The sequence below is a fragment of the Propionimicrobium lymphophilum DSM 4903 genome, from assembly GCF_000423485.1.
Lineage (GTDB): Bacteria > Actinomycetota > Actinomycetes > Propionibacteriales > Propionibacteriaceae > Propionimicrobium > Propionimicrobium lymphophilum.
The window spans coordinates 89,591-105,138 of the sequence record NZ_AUIB01000001.1 but is presented as its reverse complement, the minus strand read 5'-3'; the positions used below and the strand labels follow the sequence as shown (position 1 = coordinate 105,138).

Here is a 15,548-nt window from a genome sequence, read left to right as displayed (position 1 = left end):
TAGTGGCCGCGGTGCCCAACTTTCGTTGCCAAGCACCGCAGCCACTACGCGATTTGGCTACTTAACAGCCATCCGGTTGATCAGAAGCGCCAGCGCGTGTGCGGTGTTCTTCCAGTCTTCGATGGTCAGCGATTCGTCGATGCCGTGCATCCTCGAATCGGGGTCAGAAGTGCCGCAGCCCAGCACAAACGCCTCGGGGAATGCATTCATGAAATCCGCGATCATGCCGATGGAACCGCCGGTGCCCATCGGAACCGGGCGCTTACCGAATGCGTCCTCCCAGGCTTGCAGAGCCAGGTCGTACATCGGGCCGGCAGCCGGCAACACGCTGGGCTCGGAACCTTCATTGCTGTAGACGTTCAGCTTGGCGTCCCACTCGTTGTGCTCCTCGAGGTGTGCCTTGACGTGAGCCAGCACGTTCTCGCTGGAATCGCCTGGGGCGACGCGGACGCTGATGCGTGCCCGGGCGGTGGGCAGCAGCAGGTTCGCGGACTCGGAAATCGGCGTGGTGTCCATGCCGATGACGCAAATGGACGGCTTCAGCCACAGCCTCGAGCCGAGCGGACCGGAGCCGAGCAGCTTCACACCGTCGAGCACCTGAGACTCGTTGCGCAGCTGCTCCTCGGTGTAGTCGATCTCGCACTCATCGGTGCCGACGAGACCCTTGACCGCGACGTTTCCGTCGGCGTCGTGCAGGGTGGCGAGGAGACGGCAGAGGGTGGTCAGCGCGTCGGGCAGCGGGCCGCCGTATTCACCAGAGTGCAGGCCGTGATCGAGCGTCTGAACCTCAATGATGCAGTCGGCGACGCCTCGCAGCGTGGTGGTGAATGCGGGCTGACCAGGCGCCCAGTTCCCGCAGTCAGCGATGACGTAGAAGTCGGCGCGCAGCTCGTCCTTGTTGGCCTCGAGGATGTCGGACAGGGTCGGAGAACCAATCTCCTCCTCACCCTCGAACAAAACGGTGACGTTGACGGGCGGTTTGCCCTCGAATGCGCGCAGCACAGCCAGGTGGGCGGTCAGGCAGCCCTTATCGTCTGCCGGGCCACGGCCGAACAGACGGCCATTGCGCTCCACGGGCTTGAACGGGTTGGAGTGCCAAAGCGAAAGATCGCCGGTGGGCTGGACGTCGTAGTGAGCGTAAAGCAGAACGGTGGGCAATGACTCGTCGACCTTGTAGTGACCCAAAATGGCGGGCTTGCCACCCTCAACCACCTTGCGGACCTCGTCGATGCCGGTGTCCTTCAACTGTTCGACCAACCAATCGGCTACAGCCTCGACATCGTCGTTGTGTTCAGGCTGCGAGCTGATCGAAGGGATGCTTACAACGTGCTTCAGATCTTCTAATGCGCGTGGCAGCTGCGCCTCGACGCGCTCGGCTAGCTGTTCCTCGCTCAATACGGAATTAGTCATACTCCAAAGGCTAGACCCAATTAGAAAATACGGCTTCTCACAGCTAGGGGTTAGGGCATTCTTGCAAGCTGGCGTGCTGAGTGGATGAAATTCAAGCACGAGCTCCAGCCACGAAAACGAGTAAGGAATAGGCATGAAAAAAAGGCACCCAAAGGTGCCCCTTTCTCGTTTGAAGACTTACGGCTTGATAACCCAGATGCCATCGGCCGTTTCAGGAGCGATGCGCACCTGCCCCTTCGGGCCTGCCAGAGCAAGGTTGTCGTTGACGATGCGGGCCTTGAACGGCAGCCCAGGGCGCATTCCGGTTTCACTGCTGATCGCTGCCAACGTAGCGGAGTCGTTCTGCACGAACTCGCTCACGCGGCCGAGCTTTCCGGCAACCGTGTGCTCTTCTTTAAGCATGTCGCTCAGCTTCAGAACTCCGTCGCGGAACACTCCCGGATCTACGTCACCACTCATCGGTGGAATAGGTGTGCCGTAAGGAGAAACCCTGGGTTCGCCCAGAAGCTCGATCAGCTTCCTCTCCAGACGGTCGCTCATGACGTGCTCCAAGCGGCAGGCTTCGTCGTGCAGGTATTCCCACTCGATGCCGAGCTTCGCCAGACCGACCTCTGCGAGTCGGTGCTTGCGCATGACGTTGATGGCGCGCTCCCAGCCCACCTCGGTGAACTGAAGGTGACGGTCGTTTTCAACGGTCAGCAGGTTGTCGCGCTCGAGACGTCCGACTGTCTGGCTGACTGTGGGGCCCGACTGCTTCAGGCGCTCAACGATTCTGGCGCGCAGCGGCTCGACGCCCTCTTCGAGCAGCTCGAAAACCGTCCGCAGATACATCTCTGTGGTATCGATCAAGTCACCAGACACTTTTGTCCACCGTCCTCATTCATCTGATCGCTAACAGCCGCAGTTAGCGATGCCTAAGCTATCCGGTTATTTCGAAAACTAAAATCTAGCCCGGGCAAACTAAATTATAAGGCCAAGCTTACTTGGTGAAGACGTCGAAAAATCACATTTCCGCAGCTAAAACACGCAGAACTTAGTCAAAAATGACACGGTCAGCGTGCATAGTGTCCAAAACTGGCTCAGGCAGCTTCGTAGAACGATTCTCGCTGACAACGCTCGAATGCCCCCCACAGCCGTGGTCGGCCGAGGTGGCGGTGGCGTCAAAGGAGGAGAAACCGTTGGTGCAGACACCGAACATGCGTCCCAACTGACCGCTCAGCCGAACCCAATAGCCGCAGTCCAGACACACGCCAGGAGCCTGCCTGGTGTCCGGATTGTCCTTTCCAGAACGGCCAGCCAGCCAACGCTCGGCGGCCTGCGCGCGGCCCTCCGCAGAAAGGACGCGCTCCTTATCCAGCCCGAGATCCGCCGCGATGGTGCGCGAAAGCGCCCAATCCGCCGGGTCGTCGTCCGCGTTCAGATCGGTGCCCGTGTAGCCGGGCTCCAGGCGGGGATCGTTGTCTGGGGTTGGCAGCAGAGTGCCCGGCTTGATATCGCCCGACATAAGACGGTCGGCCCACGGCACCCATTCAGGCGCGCGAAGGGACTCGTCGCTGGGCACAAGCACGACCTCGTTCACGGTGGCCCTACGGGCGCGGGCGGCGCGGACCATAGTTACGGCCCATCGCCAACCCGCATAGCCGCTGTGCTCACACGCGAAGTAGTGGGTGACCTGACGAACGCCCTCGACGGAAGCGCCAAGGTACTCCCCGACGCCAAAATCTTTGGCGGTATCTTCGGCGGCCTCACGAGCCTGATCTATGGCTCCTGAAGTTATCTCGTCTAGGGCAGCAGCCATTAAAGCTCCAATTCGTCTGCCACAGCGCGAAGCATGTGAGCCAGTTTCTTCGCCTGCGCGGGCGAAGGATAGCGGCCATGCCGGTAGCTGTTACCGGTCTGATCCATGATCTTCAATAGGTCTTCAAAGACGACGGCCATCTGTTCGGGCTTCTTGCGACGCGCCTTCAACACCGAAGGCGGCTCGTCGAGAATCTCGACTGACAGAGCCTGCTCGCCACGTCGGCCAGCAATCACGCCGAAGTCGACGCGCTGGCCCGGATGCAGGCTAGTGACACCTTCGGGCAATGCCGAAGCGTGGACGTAGACGTCTCCGCCTTCGTCCTTGGCAATGAAACCAAAGCCTTTTGCCGCGTCAAAAAAACGCACCTTGCCGCTGGGCACAACAACTCCTGTTTATTCGAACCGGCGGGCGAACCCACCGAAACTGTCCTCGCCCCTAGAGGCGAGCGCCGGAGCGATTCCGGCTTAAAGATTAAAGTTTACTCACTGAGGTTAATTTAACCGTTAGGCGCAAATTTAGAAAACGTAGCGCCAACTCTTCGGCCTAAAGCTTTGCGCAGGCACCAACGGCTTGGGCCTTGCCAACTACAGTTGGTTTCATGGTTGCTTTTCGACTGCCCCATCTTTGTGTCAACACGGAAAGGCCGTGACGAAATGAGCAACGCGTACAAAAATTACCTTCGGAGCCTAAACACTATTCAGCTAGAGCACCTGCTTAGCCTGCGCCCAGAACTCACCATGCCCACCCCGCGCGATATGGACGAGCTGGTGGAGCGCATCTGCACTCGCGCGGCTACCCAAGCCGGCATGGAAGGTCTGAACGCTTGGCAGCTTCGAGTCCTCACCGCATTGGCTGCCACCGGGGACGCAGACGTTCTCGCGGAAAACCTTGGCGTCAGCGACAAGGACGTCGAAACCGCGATAGAGGATTTGCGGGAGCGGGCGCTAGTTTGGGGCAAACCCGCACGCATAGCCCAACAGGTCAACTCGGTGCTCGGCCCGTTCCCAGCCGGACTGGCTCGGCCGTCGACGGAACAGATGGCCGAAAACAAGATCGCGAAAGCGTTGGCGAACATGGGCGAGGCAGAACACAAAGTACTTGCCCGCCTGGTTTGGGGGCCACCCACCGGCGTCGTCCACAACGCGACCAGGCACATCGATAACCCGAGCTCACCGATCGAGCGGTTGCTAGTCTCCGGGCTGCTGCGCCCCGTCGACCGCCAGAGCGTCGTGCTGCCGCGCGAAGTTGCGCTGAAACTCCGCGAAGGCAAGCTCTTCCGCGATTCCGTTAGCCCACATCTACTCGAATGGCCTGAGAAATCGACAGGGGTGGGCAGCGAGCTTTCTGTACCTCTTATTAATAGGGCGGCGATCGGCAGCGCCCAGGAGCTGACGTCACACGTTCTTGCGGTGGCGGAGTTTTTGGACGAAAACGAGGTTGCCCAACTTGCCACCGGGGCTATCGGCAAGCGCGACTTCAGGTCGTTGGCGTCGCGAATCGGAGACGCAGAAACCTGCGAATTCGTGCTGTCGCTGGCAGCTGCCGGAAAGCTGATTTCCCGCAGCTCGGGTCGCTGGATTCCCACTACCCAGTTCGAGCGCTGGGCAGACGGCGACGGCTGGGAGCGCTGGCGGGCGCTGAGGACCGCCTGGGACGTAATGCTCGATTGGCCCGACGAAGACCTAAACGTATTAGACCCGCAGCGCCGACAGCCGCAGGCCGGAGAACTGCGTGGCGCGATCGCTCAGCAGCTGACCGAGGCCGAGGACGGCCAAGCGATCACCGCGGAGGTGCTCGCGGCTCGACTCTCCTGGTTGATGCCCGCCCGAGGCTCGGCGGATCTGCCGGAAACCTGCAAGCGAGTTATCGACGAGGCTGCTTGGCTCGGCCTGCTCGCGTTCGGGCGCAGGAGCACGCTGTGCGAACCGCTCAAGTCAGCCGAATCGAACCCTGGGTTCGCCGACTTCGGTGACGAGGTGCTCGTGCAGTCAGACCTGAGCCTCGTGGCGCCCGCTCCCCTGAACCGGGACACCGCCAAAAAGATCGGCAAATTCGCCGCTCGAGTATCGCATGGCGCGACAGGCGTCTGGCGGTTAACCAACAACAGCATTCGTCAGGCGTTGGATGCGGGCTGGAGCGCGGAGTCGATCCGCGATTGGCTTATGGAGCATTCGGCCACCGACGTTCCGGCGGTGGCGCTGCAGTTGATCGACGACGTAGCCAGAACCCACGGAAAGATCCGGGTCGCGGCCATCAACTGCGCTATCCAGGTGGACGACGAGGACGTACTCGTCACGATTTTGAACCACCAGAAGTCTGCAGAGCTTGGGCTGCTGAAGCTCGGGCCGACAGTTCTTGGCGCAACTGCCGAACCGGAAGAGGTGGTCGGGCTGCTACGAGAGATCGGGTTGGCCCCAGTGCCAACGTCGTCGACGGGCGTCCACTACACACCGGCACCGCCGAGAGCACCCGCATCTTTAACCGAGGGCCGCCTGACGTCGAGCCTCTCTAGAGCCAGGCGAAATCTACCCGACCCGAAAATTCTTGCCCAGCGCTTGACCGAGACGGAGGGCCCGCTGCCCGCGACCGAATTGCGCAACCGACTGGACGCCGCTCAAGCGGCCGACTCCTGGGTGGAGCTGGAGTATGTGGATCAGGCGGGCGTCTCGCATAGGGCCGAAGCCAGGATCTTGCTGGTTTCCGAAGAGCTAGTGAGCATCGTAGAAAAATCGGTGGGCAGGAAGATGCTGCAAATATCAAGAATCAGCCGGGTTTCGGCCTAAAAGTAACAAATCAGCATCAAAATATCGGCAAAAGTCACCGGATGATTTGACCAGAGAGAAATTTCCATTACCTTAAAAAGATTTACAATTACTCCCCATCTCTTCCAAACGTTCTGCAAATCGGCAAAAATAGAGCCATGTCGACCAATATTCATTCAGCTATCAGCCTTCGCTTAGCCATGCTCGGTTTCCAGCTAAACACGCTGGATAAGGACGAGCTGGCGCTAATTGAACCGCTCATTGCCCGTCAGCGCGAGATGGGCCGACGTATGGCCGACCACCTCTCGCCTGTAGATAAGCGCATTCAAGATTTCGTGGATTCCTACCTTTCCGACGTGGACATCCACCCGCAGATTCCCCGACGCACCCTGGTGCTAGATCAGCCCGGCCTAGCGCGCGAACTCAGCCTCCCGCGCGGCGGCGACGAATTTCACTCCGAGCAGGTCGCCAGCTACCGCCTACGCAACGGCGTGCTGCACAACCCGAAGAACGACCGCCGCACCACCGCCGGCGTCTTCCACATCGCCGAAGGCGGCTCGCCCATTCCGGACGACAAGATCATCGTCGCCAAGCACGTCTTCGCTAAGCTCCTCGAGTTGGCATTCCAGCCACCCGCCGAGGACATGATGCTTCCCTACAGCGCCAACGAGGAAGACCCTGCGGGCTGCTTCGTTTCGCTGTACCTGCGTCCGCTCGTCGTGCCCGCGGTTCCCGGTTCGCACGAGAAGACGATGGAAACCAGGTTCATCGCCCCTGGCGGCCTGGTCTGCAACCTCGACTTCGTCGAAGGCATCTTCGGTAACGCTGGCGACCCAGATCTGCCCGAGAATGACGCCGCTCTCGACCCACAGAACTGGTCGGGCCACACCGGCTGCGTCATCCTCGCGCCGCACCTAACAAAGGTCACCAAGAAGAGCTTGGGCATGCCGCACTACGACGACGCCACCGAGCGTCAGCGTCGCGACGGCCAGTGCTACAAGAACGACGCCGACCTCTACAACGACGGCAAGGCGTTCAAGGTTTGTATCCGCGACGAGCGCGGCGTGATCTTGACCATCGTCGCCGACAACTACTTCGGCTACTGCAAGAAGGAAGTCAAGACGCAGCTTTCCTACTCCGCCAACCTGCTCGGTTGCGCCGAGGAGGAGCACTCCGGTGGCGCCCGCGTCTACCCGGCCTACAACCTGGGGCATGAGCACCACGACAAGTTCACGCCCGAGGATTACACGCTGAAGGAGATCGTCGAGCGCGACCCGCAGCGTTTCGAAATGCAGCAGGGCGGCTGGGCGCGTGACCGTCAAAACCACGACTTCGTTCTGGTTCCGGGCGGCGCAGAATTCTCCATGCGCGATCAACTGATCACCTGGAAAGACATCAACGGCGCAAAGCAGGAGCTAAAACTGCTTGCTGACAAAACCTACTTCCTGCCAAACGGCTACCGCGTCTACATGAAGGCCCGCGATTCGGACTCCAGGCAGTGGCAGCTGTTCGGCATCTCGCAGCTTTCCACCGACTGCCACAAGCCTGCGACGGTTTCCGGCGGTGGCAAGTCTGAGATCTCCAAGTCGCTGCTTGACGCGTTCGTCTCCGGCACCGCTTACACCGCAGATCCGGAAAAGGACATGGACGCGGTCCAGGAACTGCTGGAGCGTGACTACTCGAACCGCTTCGCAGATCCCAAGCAAAACGGTGAGGACCACCGCCCGATCCTCTCCGAGGAGCGCTCGCTCGGTTCCGTCATCAAACTGCTGACCCCGTCGAGCATCTTCAACGACGAGTACAACGATTTCCTGAACTCGATTCCGAGCCACATCAAGGAACTGGTGTTCACGGTCAAGCGCCACTACGAGCCGGAATGGGGCGACGACTGGCGCAAGCACTTCGGCGCGGGCGTCATCAACGGCCGCGAAGGCAACGCGCTTCGGCTGGACGACGAGCGAATCATCGTTAACATGCTTCGCGTCGGCTTCGACACCGACGGCTCCTGGCGCTTGTTCAGCCTGCGTCCGGACTTCTCTCCGGCAGTAAAGGTGCAGACTGAGGACGACATCACCGCCTCGACGGTTGCCCCCGCCTACCGCCCGGCGACTAGGGACTTCGACAACCAGGACAACCTGCCCCGCAAGTACGTCAAGAACTGCGAGCACCTGCTGTTCCAGCGTCCCGACGACGCGGTGGTTCGCGGCTACGACAAGCAGGCCGAATACGACCTGTCGCAGCCCGGCACGTTCATCTCGAACTTCGAGGCGCTCACCTACGAAGATGCCCTCGAGATCCTCGAGAACCCGCAGCACTTCAGCGAGTACACCAAGCCGATGCAGGACTTGATCCGCAGCGTCGTCGACGCCGGCCCCGACGCAGAGCCCGAGTTCTGGACCTGCTCGGATATGTCCCGCGTGCTGCAGAACGGCACCCGCTCGAAGAACCCGCGCTACCTGCAGGAGCGCCCCGACGTCGCCAACCCGGAGGCCACCGAGGCCGCCCACCTGGCGAGTTCCATTGCCCGCAAGGTCAGCGTCAATGAGTTCGCTCCCCTGCCGGTGGACATTGTGGCTGCTGGCCGCCGAAACAACCCGGCCGAGCCAGGCGTGCCGCCGTTGTGTGTCTACAACCCGCTGCACTACATGGAGCTGCCAGAGCTGTTCATGGAGTTCATCTCGTCGATGACAGGCAAGTCGCCGTCCACGACGGGCGCTGGTTCCGAGGGCGCGCTGACGAAGGCACCGTTCAACTCGATGCTGCCGATCGTTGACCTCAACAACGCCTTGCTGAGCTATGCGCTGACCGGCTATGACGGCTGGCTGAGCTCCGCCGGTTACATCGGCCCGAAGGTTCAGGTTGCCCACGACATTTCGATGCTGGTGCCCGAACTGTTCAGCCGCATGCGTCCTGACGAGCGCAAAGCGAAAAACCTGATTGAGGGCGGTTACCTCGAGAAGCTCGAAGACTTCGACCACAACGGCGAACGCGTGCTGGCCAGCAGGCTCGGCTACCGCATGAACATGCGCTTCTCAACCACGTACTTTGGGCGTATCTTCCTGCACCCGAACGTCGTGTTTACCGAGGAGATGCTCAAGCCGGAGCTGCAAGACATGGACACCTTCGCCGAATCGATGAAGGTCATCGTTGCCACGCACAAGCGCGTCGCGCAGTCGTACTTCAACGACGGTGGCATCGAGCTCGCTTGCCCGCCACTCAAGGGTCTGCTGGAGATCATGGCCAACGGTGAGACCGCCGAAGGCTGGAAGCTCTCCAGCCCCGAGTTCCGCGACCTGTTCAAGCGCGAGACGATCCTCGCCAGCGACTGGTACCGCGAACGCCTGGTGGCCAAGCAGAGCCAGGAGGTCGCGCACCTGCAGGAGAGCCTGGCTCACCTGCACGAGTTCGTGGAGAACCCGCACAACGAACACACCACTGAGCGTCTAGGGTTGAACAAGCGCATCTCCGATCTGGAGGCCGAGCTCGAGCACAAGAAGTCCGATAAGCGCATCGAGCAGCTTGTTGGAACCATCGGCAGGCAGGTGCGTTTCCACTAGCCCGCTAAACTGGTAGACATGCCGGACGCCACGCAATCGAACCCCACCAGACAAGATTTCGTGGCGTCCGGCTTTTACTATGCCCCCGAGAAAAAACCGTCACGAGCAGCGATCCGTGGAGCACTGATCGTCCTGCTCGCGGTATTTCTTTCCGCGGGCGCAACATTCTGGCTGTTTGGCCCGCGTCCCACGACGATCCGCACGGGCGCTCAGCCCTCGCAGGTGCTGCCGGCGGAAATACCGACCGACCCGACGGTCAGGAACCCGCACAGCATCGCGGTGACCCCCGCTATGACCGTCGGGGTTGTTTACGTTTCTGCCGATCTGCCCACCAAGATTTCCAGTGGCACTGGCCTGGTGCTTAGTGACGACGGCATCGTCTCCACCAACTATCACGTCGTGCGCCAGACGACTAACATCCGTGTTCGATCGGCGGAAGACGGACGCACGTACTCGGCTGATGTGCTCGGCTACAACCAATACGAGGATGTGGCGATTCTTAAACTCCGCGGGGCGTCTGGTTTGAGAACAATCGTCGCCGGCGAGGAGCCGTACGTCGGCGATCAGATGATCAGCGTGGGTAATTCGCGCGGCGGCGGTGTGCTGCATGCCACTGGCGGCGTCCTGTTGGACAAGAATTCGTCTGTGAACGTCGAATCGAGTTTCGGTGGCTTCGGCACCGACGAGCTGACTGGCCTGTACGGCATGTCGACGGCTGCAGTTCCGGGCTATTCCGGCGGTCCGACGTTCAATTTGAACATGCAGGTGATCGGCATGACGACCGCCGGCACCGAGGAAGACAAGAACATCGAGGATCGACGCAGCTTTGCCCTGCCCATCAACCGGGTCCGCGAGATCGCCACCCAGGTGCAGGCGGGCAACGAGGACGAGAAGCTGCGAGTCGGCAAGCCCGCGTACCTGGGTGTCGCTTTGAGCTCCGAGAATCTGCCTGTCGTCATGCAAGTGATTCCCGGCACCCCAGCGGACGACGCCGGCCTGCAGATCGGCGACAAGATCGTCGAAATGAACGGAAAAGCGGCGCTAAACGCCAAGGATTTACTGCAGACGATTGCCGCCGCAAACCCAGGAGACCAGGCGGAGCTGACCGTTGAGCGGGCGGACAAAAAGATTCAGATTACGGTTAGCCTGACCGAGAGCCCGGTTAACTAGCAGACGATATTAGTCGTCCACTCCGCGGGCGATTAGGGCATCCCCCATGTCGCCCGCGGAGTGGATTGCAGATACTAAAAGGGGCGTCGCGAATGCCCTGATGCTCTTCAAGTTTCCGCGAGCGATCTGGGCCTCGCGTACCTGCCTTGCGAGCCCCGCGACTAGCGGCACGCATCTAATGCCAAGCGCCATCGCCAGTCCGATTCGATCAGGATCGACGCCGAAGCGACGAAGCGGGCGAGAAAATCTGACGACGGTTTCGACCATGTCTAAAGTTTTCGTGGTCAGGGTCACCAACGCGGCAGCAAGCACTAGCGCACAGATTGAGGCGACGACACCAACCGACCAGGCAAAATCCCTGGCTATCCAGTTCGCCACAAGCATAAACGCCAGAATCAAGACCATCGGCCTGATCTGACGCCAGACGGTTTTCATTTTGAATCCGCAACCGAAATAGAGAACCACGACGAGCGCAAGGAGCACCAGGGCCAACCACCAGATTCGGATGACCAGCCACATCACCACGGCCAGAACGAAGAGCCCAACCAGCTTTGCGCCCGCCGGCAGCCTGTGCAAGAAGCTGTGCCCGGGACGGTAAATGCCGAGTTCGTTCACCAGTTGGCCTCGGCTTCTTCGTCGGCAGCGAGCTGCGATTCCATCAGTTCTCGATACTTTGTGAGCGCATCTGCCGGCTTACCGTCGGCGAATATTCGCCCGCCCTCGAAGACGAGCACCCGATCGAAATCTGCGAGTTGATCGAGGTGGTGCGTCACCAGAACTACGCGCTGCTCCAGCCTCGAAATGACCCGTTTGATTCGAGCCGCATTACGGATGTCGAGCAGCGTGGTTGGCTCGTCCATCACGATCAGTTGCGGCTCGGTGACCAGCACGGCAGCCAGGGCAAGCAGCTGCTTCTGACCGCCGGACATCAGTTGTGCTGGATGGTCGCCGTAGCCATCCAACCCAAAATGAGAGAGGACGTCGTGGACGCGCTGCGCCTTCTCAACCTTCGAAAGTTTGAGTTTGCGCAGGCTGAACGCGACGTCCTCAGCAACGGTGGGCATGATGATCTGCGCATCCGGGGAGGTGAACAAGAACCCCACCCGACGGCGAACCTGGCTGGCCTGTTTGACGGTGTCAAAACCGTCGACATTGACAGTGCCCTCGCTCGGCGCGATAAGACCGTTCAGCAGCCTCGCGAAGGTGGATTTGCCCGAGCCATTGTGCCCGACTATTCCGATGCGCTGCTCGTCCAGGCGCACATTTATATTGTCCAGGACGAGGCGTTCGCTAGCCGGGTAACGATGGCTTACGTTACTGACTTCGATCAATTGTTGGCTTTCACGGGCATAAGGTCCGGAACGGCGCGGTGCACACCAACCGCGATCAGCGCGGCCAAAACGGCCTTGATCGCGTCACCAGGCAGGAACGGCAGGTTGGCGAGGACGGCGGCGGAAAGCGCCATCTTGCCAACAGCCATCATACCGGCGATGCCGAACAGGTAGAGGGCCAGGCTGCCGAGCACGTTGATGACGATTCCGACCCATGTCCTGTACGGACGGCCGACGCGATAGGTGGCGTAACCGATGAGCCCGGCGATGACGATCCAGCCGACGAAGAAGCCGCAGCTCGGGCCGATCAGTGCCCCGATTCCGCCTCTCCCGCCGGACAGAAGCGGCAGACCGACGCCGGTGAGCAGCAGGAACAACGCCATGGACAGCACGCCGCGCTTGGGGCCGAGGACCGCTCCCGCGAGGACCATGCCAAGAGACTGTGCGGTGACGGGGACCGGGCCGACCGGAATCGGCGGGATTAGGCCGAGAGCGGCGGTGACGCCGGCGAAAACCGCGATCAGCGCAAGATCGCGAGCGCCGATAGCGGGCGCAGATTTAACTTCAGACATTGTTTTCCTTCCAAAAACCGATCAAAGCCTAACACTGTTAGGGAGATGTGAGGCAAGCCCATTTAGGGGCGAGAAGCGGAACACCTGGACAAAATTTCACGACAGCAGAAACTAATTTCGCTAACTGAAAACTCGTTAACGAATATCGGTAGACATTTCTAACGAAAATACGACCGTCGAACTACAACAAACATTTTTATTACTTAACTAGACCCCCCATCCACCCGAAAATCTTCCTGGAGTATCATGCAAATCTGGTCGTAACTATGCCTAAGGGTGTACGCTAACGGCATGGACGCACAAGTCATTGCCCGGTGGCAGTTCGGAATTACGACTGTCTACCACTTCTTCTTTGTGCCCGTTACCATCGGCATGACATGGCTCGTCGCCGTGCTCGAAACCATGTGGGTACGCACAAAAAACGAGGAGTGGCTGAGGCTCACGAAATTTTTCAGCAAGTTATTCTTGATCAACTTCGCGGCAGGCGTTGTGACAGGAATCGTGCAGGAGTTCCAGTTCGGCATGAACTGGTCTGAATACTCCCGCTTCGTCGGCGACATCTTCGGCGCACCGCTCGCGCTTGAGGCTCTGATCGCCTTCTTCCTCGAATCAACGATGATCGGCGTTTGGATCTTCGGCTGGGACAAGCTCTCGCCGAAGGTACACAACTTCGTCATGTACCTGGTCGCCGCTGCATCAAGCATCTCCGCGATCTGGATTCTGGCCGCGAACTCCTGGATGCAGAACCCGGTAGGCGCCACCTTCAACAACGGTCGCGCTGAGCTAACCGACTTCACCGCGTTGCTCACCAACCCCTTCTTCTTAGGCACGTTCCCGCACGTCATCGGCGCATCGTTCATGATCGCCGGCGGCATTCTGCTGGGCATTTCGGGCTGGAAGATGGCCAAGCTCGCCAAGATCCGCAACCAGGCCAACGCCTCTGGCACCGCGGCACTCCCGGCAGAGCACGAGACTTGGCGCAAGACCGCCAAGATCGGCGCCTGGGTTGTTCTGGTCGCGTCGATCCTCACCGCGCTGTCGGGCCACGTACAGGCTCAGGTTGAGGCCAACTACCAACCGATGAAGCTCGCCGCATCCGAGGGTCTGGTCGAAACCAAGACCAACGCGCCGTTCTCCATCATCGGCATCTACACGCAAGACCGCGTGGACGGCACCACCAAGGTGAAGGAAGTCTTCAGCCTCGACGTGCCGTACGTGCTGAGCTTCCTGGCCACCAACGATCCCACCGCTGAGGTCAAGGGCATCACCGACCTGACCGCTCAGTTCAAGGAGTCCGGCTACTACGCGGCTGACAACACCCGCAACCAGTTGCAGGAAAAGTACGCTGACGCACTCGACACCTCGGCTGTTGACCCCGTCCCGAACGTCATGGCTAGCTACTACAGCTTCCGACTCATGATGGTCGGCCTGCTGGGTGCGGTCGTTTCGATCTGGGCTCTAGTCGCACTGCGCAAGAACCGTCCTACCCCCACGGGCAAGCTGTGGAAGGCCTCGATGGTCGCAATGCCATTCCTTCCGCTGGTCGCCAGCTCGTTCGGTTGGATCCTGATGGAGATGGGACGTCAGCCGTGGATCGTCTACGGCGTGCTACCCACCTACACGGCCGTTTCGCCTAACGTGAGCGCAGGGGCGGTGCTGTTCAGCACGATCCTCTACACGCTGGTTTACGGCGTCATCGCCGTTGTGGTGCTGAAGCTATTCTTCAGGGTCATCGGAAAGGGACTGCCAGAGTTCAAGCATCCGCAGCGGGCCCAAGAAGATGACGAAACCGTCTACTTCGCGTACTGATCGGAAGATAAACAATGAGTGATCCAACATTTCTGATGATTCTCTGGTTCATCCTGATTGCCGTACTGTGGGTCGGTTTCTTCTTCTTCGAAGGCTTCGACTTCGGCGTCGCGATGCTCTACCCCGTGATCGGCAAACACCCGACCGAGCGCAGGGTAATGATTAACTCGATCGGCCCGACCTGGGACGGCAACGAGGTTTGGCTGCTCACCGCTGGTGGCGCAACCTTCGCGGCGTTCCCCGGCTGGTACGCATCGTTGTTCAGCGGCCTATACCTGCCGCTGTTCCTGGTCCTGCTTGGCCTGATCATCCGCGGCATCTCCTTCGAGTACCGCGCGATGTACCCCGACGATCGCTGGCGCGACACCTTCGACTGGTGCGGCACCATCGGCTCGTTCATCGTCACGCTAGTATTCGGCGTCGGCTTCGCCAACTTCTTCATCGGCATGCCGGTTGCTGGCAACCCGCCGCACATGACGCAGAGCTTCCTCAGCCTGTTCTCGCCGTTCGCACTGCTCGGCGGTGTCATGCTGGTCGTTCTGTTCACCATTCACGGCGCGGTCTTCCTGTCGCTGAAGACCAAGGGCATCGTCCACGAGAAGGCTGTCGGCTACACCGACAAGATGGGCTGGGTGGCAGTTGCGCTGCTGGCTCTGTTCGTCATCTGCGGCAACGTGTTCTACCCCGCCTCGGACAACCCGTGGATTGAGGGCTGGGGCACCATCGCTTGCTGGGCAGTTGGCATCGTCTCGGTGCTGGCGCTGGTTGGCGCAATGCTCGCCCACAAGGCTCGTCGCGAAGGCTGGGCATTCACCTGCACCGGCCTGACCACTGCGACGCTGTTCGCGATGGTCTTCGTGAAGATGTACGGTACTCTCGGCTTCATCTCGGGAGCCGAGGGCACGCTGGATCTGACGGTGGCTGCTAGCTCCCCGAAGACCCTGCAGCTCATGAGCATCTTCGCAGCGATCATGGTTCCGATTGTTCTGGCGTACATCTGCTGGACGTACTACGTATTCCGTAAGCGCCTCAGCGTCGAACATATGCCGCCGGAGCCAAGCACAGAGGCCCATGAGCCCGCTCGTGCCCTCTAAACACAATTTAAAAAATCCAAATAAAGGATAAAATAACGGGAT

General features: G+C 60.1%; 12 protein-coding genes. 5 read left to right on the top strand and 7 right to left on the bottom strand.

What is annotated here, in order from left to right:
• Nucleotides 1-57: 57 nt before the first annotated feature.
• The 4 genes from G556_RS0100445 to G556_RS0100430 form a co-directional block, all read right to left on the bottom strand.
• Nucleotides 58-1,410: a dipeptidase gene (locus G556_RS0100445; protein WP_028821362.1), complete on the bottom strand. Its 1,353-nt coding sequence runs from the start codon at nucleotides 1,408-1,410 to the stop codon at nucleotides 58-60.
• A 177-nt stretch (nucleotides 1,411-1,587) separates the two neighbouring features.
• A complete protein-coding gene (locus G556_RS0100440; RefSeq protein WP_028821361.1) occupies nucleotides 1,588-2,271 on the bottom strand; it encodes a metal-dependent transcriptional regulator in 684 nt (227 codons plus the stop codon).
• Nucleotides 2,272-2,443: 172 nt separating this feature from the next.
• Nucleotides 2,444-3,208: a DUF3027 domain-containing protein gene (locus G556_RS0100435; protein WP_051176494.1), complete on the bottom strand. Its 765-nt coding sequence runs from the start codon at nucleotides 3,206-3,208 to the stop codon at nucleotides 2,444-2,446.
• The gene (locus G556_RS0100430) at nucleotides 3,208-3,591 is read right to left on the bottom strand and encodes a cold-shock protein (protein ID WP_028821359.1); all 384 of its coding nucleotides are present in this window, start codon (nucleotides 3,589-3,591) and stop codon (nucleotides 3,208-3,210) included. The genes G556_RS0100435 and G556_RS0100430 overlap by 1 nt, the downstream gene beginning before the upstream one ends.
• Before the next feature lie 273 nt (nucleotides 3,592-3,864).
• On the opposite strand from G556_RS0100430, the gene G556_RS0100425 reads away from it, so the two are divergent.
• The 3 genes from G556_RS0100425 (at nucleotide 3,865) to G556_RS0100415 (ending at nucleotide 10,700) form a co-directional block, all read left to right on the top strand.
• On the top strand, nucleotides 3,865-5,994 hold the full coding sequence (locus G556_RS0100425; RefSeq protein ID WP_028821358.1) for a helicase-associated domain-containing protein: 2,130 nt from the start codon (nucleotides 3,865-3,867) through the stop codon (nucleotides 5,992-5,994).
• A 137-nt stretch (nucleotides 5,995-6,131) separates the two neighbouring features.
• Complete coding sequence (locus tag G556_RS0100420) at nucleotides 6,132-9,530, top strand: PPi-type phosphoenolpyruvate carboxykinase family protein (protein ID WP_028821357.1); 3,399 nt, start codon at nucleotides 6,132-6,134, stop codon at nucleotides 9,528-9,530.
• Nucleotides 9,531-9,548: 18 nt separating this feature from the next.
• Nucleotides 9,549-10,700, top strand: a complete 1,152-nt coding sequence (locus tag G556_RS0100415; RefSeq protein WP_028821356.1) for a S1C family serine protease — start codon at nucleotides 9,549-9,551, stop codon at nucleotides 10,698-10,700.
• 9 nt (nucleotides 10,701-10,709) lie between these two features.
• On the opposite strand, the gene G556_RS0100410 is transcribed toward G556_RS0100415, so the two are convergent.
• From G556_RS0100410 to G556_RS0100400, 3 genes are read right to left on the bottom strand one after another with little or no spacing between them, the layout of a single operon-like run.
• Nucleotides 10,710-11,315, bottom strand: coding sequence for an energy-coupling factor transporter transmembrane component T family protein (locus G556_RS0100410; RefSeq protein ID WP_028821355.1), 606 nt, complete (start codon nucleotides 11,313-11,315; stop codon nucleotides 10,710-10,712).
• Nucleotides 11,312-12,031, bottom strand: coding sequence for an energy-coupling factor ABC transporter ATP-binding protein (locus tag G556_RS0100405; protein WP_028821354.1), 720 nt, complete (start codon nucleotides 12,029-12,031; stop codon nucleotides 11,312-11,314). Before G556_RS0100405 ends, G556_RS0100410 begins: the two co-directional genes overlap by 4 nt.
• Nucleotides 12,028-12,603, bottom strand: coding sequence for a biotin transporter BioY (locus tag G556_RS0100400; RefSeq protein ID WP_028821353.1), 576 nt, complete (start codon nucleotides 12,601-12,603; stop codon nucleotides 12,028-12,030). The genes G556_RS0100405 and G556_RS0100400 overlap by 4 nt, the downstream gene beginning before the upstream one ends.
• A gap of 291 nt (nucleotides 12,604-12,894) precedes the next feature.
• On the opposite strand from G556_RS0100400, the gene G556_RS0100395 reads away from it, so the two are divergent.
• Nucleotides 12,895-14,412: a cytochrome ubiquinol oxidase subunit I gene (locus tag G556_RS0100395; protein WP_028821352.1), complete on the top strand. Its 1,518-nt coding sequence runs from the start codon at nucleotides 12,895-12,897 to the stop codon at nucleotides 14,410-14,412.
• A 14-nt stretch (nucleotides 14,413-14,426) separates the two neighbouring features.
• On the top strand, nucleotides 14,427-15,506 hold the full coding sequence (gene cydB, locus G556_RS0100390) for a cytochrome d ubiquinol oxidase subunit II (protein WP_028821351.1): 1,080 nt from the start codon (nucleotides 14,427-14,429) through the stop codon (nucleotides 15,504-15,506).
• Nucleotides 15,507-15,548 lie beyond the last annotated feature (42 nt).

Coding starts and splice junctions, on each gene's coding strand:
- G556_RS0100445 (WP_028821362.1), bottom strand. CDS start 1,410: ATGACTAATTCCGTATTGAGCGAGGAACAGCTAGCCGAGCGCGTCGAG.
- G556_RS0100435 (WP_051176494.1), bottom strand. CDS start 3,208: ATGGCTGCTGCCCTAGACGAGATAACTTCAGGAGCCATAGATCAGGCT.
- G556_RS0100425 (WP_028821358.1), top strand. CDS start 3,865: ATGAGCAACGCGTACAAAAATTACCTTCGGAGCCTAAACACTATTCAG.
- G556_RS0100420 (WP_028821357.1), top strand. CDS start 6,132: ATGTCGACCAATATTCATTCAGCTATCAGCCTTCGCTTAGCCATGCTC.
- G556_RS0100415 (WP_028821356.1), top strand. CDS start 9,549: ATGCCGGACGCCACGCAATCGAACCCCACCAGACAAGATTTCGTGGCG.
- G556_RS0100400 (WP_028821353.1), bottom strand. CDS start 12,603: ATGTCTGAAGTTAAATCTGCGCCCGCTATCGGCGCTCGCGATCTTGCG.
- G556_RS0100395 (WP_028821352.1), top strand. CDS start 12,895: ATGGACGCACAAGTCATTGCCCGGTGGCAGTTCGGAATTACGACTGTC.
- cydB (WP_028821351.1), top strand. CDS start 14,427: ATGAGTGATCCAACATTTCTGATGATTCTCTGGTTCATCCTGATTGCC.